The following is a 1485-nucleotide window of genomic DNA, read 5'->3' as shown; positions in this document are numbered from 1 at the left end:
ACTATCGTTTTTCCGTTAGAATTCCTGTAAAACGAAAAATTTGGAGTTTGAATAAAAAAGAGCACCTCAGTAAGATGGGGTTACGCACGAGGTCATTGCCTCAAAAAGCCCATCTAGGAGGTCGCTCTAACATGAAGTTTAAAGCACAAGAAAAACAAAATCAACTCATTGAAAACATTACCTTTCATCATCTAGTTGTTGGTGTAGATATTGCTCAGGAAGTCCATGTTGCCCGGGCTGTGAGCTTTCGAGGAATTGCACTTGGCACACCCCTAAAATTCGGCAATCATTTAGAAGGATTCAACTTTCTCAAACGCTGGATCCAAGATTTATTGAAATCCTACAAGCTTCAGAAAGTCATTGTTGGTATGGAGCCTACGGGTCATTACTGGCTTAGCCTGGCTCGCTGGCTGGATTCACAAGGTATTGAGACTGTACTTGTGAATCCTCATCTTGTTAAAAGGAACAAAGAAAATCGGGACAATACTCCATCGAAAAGCGATCATAAAGACGCGCTGGTCATCGCAGATATGATGAAAAATGGATACTACTCTCCCGTTCGGTTTCTTGCAGAATCTTACGAAGAACTTCGCATTCTTATGGCAAACCGAGAAACGGTGACCAAACGTCTCAACAGTGCGGTAAATCAAATTCATCGCTGGGTAGATATTGTCTTCCCTGAACTGCGTCAGGTATTTAAGATTCTTACTTGCACCAGTGCCATCGCTACACTCCGACTTTTCCCATTACCCAAGGAAATTAGCCGGTTATCCACTGAACAAGTTCTTGCTGGTTGGAAGCAATACCTGAAACGTCATGCTGGCGTCAAACGTGCAGAGCAACTTATTGCACTTGCAAAATGCAGTGTGGGTACCACGCACGCACTTCACGCCTACAAACTTCATCTAGAACAACTCTTAGAAGAGTATGACTTAGCTCAGCGACAACTTGAACAGATTGAGCAGGAACTCCACATTATACTGGGGCGTATTCCTTATGCTCAAAAACTGCTCGAAATCCCAGGTGTAAATGCAACCAGCTTAGCCGGCATTCTTGGTGAGGCTGGCGATCTAAGCGGTTATGCACACGGAAATGCTTTACTACGTCACGCCGGCTTAAACCTAGCTGAAGCAAGTTCTGGAAAGTGGCGAGGAAAAATGGTACTTAGCAAACGTGGTCGTCCTCGTTTGCGCCATTTCCTCTATCTCGTGACGATGTGTATGGTGATGAAAAACTCGGAAGTTCGGGCACTGCACCACTACAACGTGAAGGATAAGAAGATAAAGAAGATGAAATCAATTATGAAATTAATTGGGAAAGTTTCACGTATGCTTGTCTCTCTTGCTAAAAACGGCAATACTTACGACTCGACTAGAATTTTCCTACAAGCAGCATAAAGCTAATTGATCCTCGCCGGTTCATGCATTCGCAGGATAACATAGCACGGAGTATCGGGAGACATTAAACAAAAGGGCTCGGACCCGT

The 1485-nt window shown here is 43.8% G+C and carries 1 protein-coding gene; it reads left to right on the top strand.

The genetic code is table 11. The features are described from left to right. Positions 1-131 precede the first annotated feature (131 nt). Positions 132-1397, top strand: coding sequence for an IS110 family transposase (locus tag PV403_RS24750; protein ID WP_332086285.1), 1266 nt, complete (start codon positions 132-134; stop codon positions 1395-1397). Positions 1398-1485: the final 88 nt, after the last annotated feature.

The organism is Paenibacillus sp. GYB006, from assembly GCF_036577645.1.
GTDB lineage: Bacteria > Bacillota > Bacilli > Paenibacillales > Paenibacillaceae > Paenibacillus.
The sequence above is the reverse complement of the archived record's forward strand: the minus strand, read 5'-3'. Positions and strand labels throughout refer to the sequence as shown.

What these genes read in the sequence shown, in the direction of transcription:
- PV403_RS24750 (WP_332086285.1), top strand. Translation starts at nt 132, where the DNA reads ATGAAGTTTAAAGCACAAGAAAAACAAAATCAACTCATTGAAAACATT.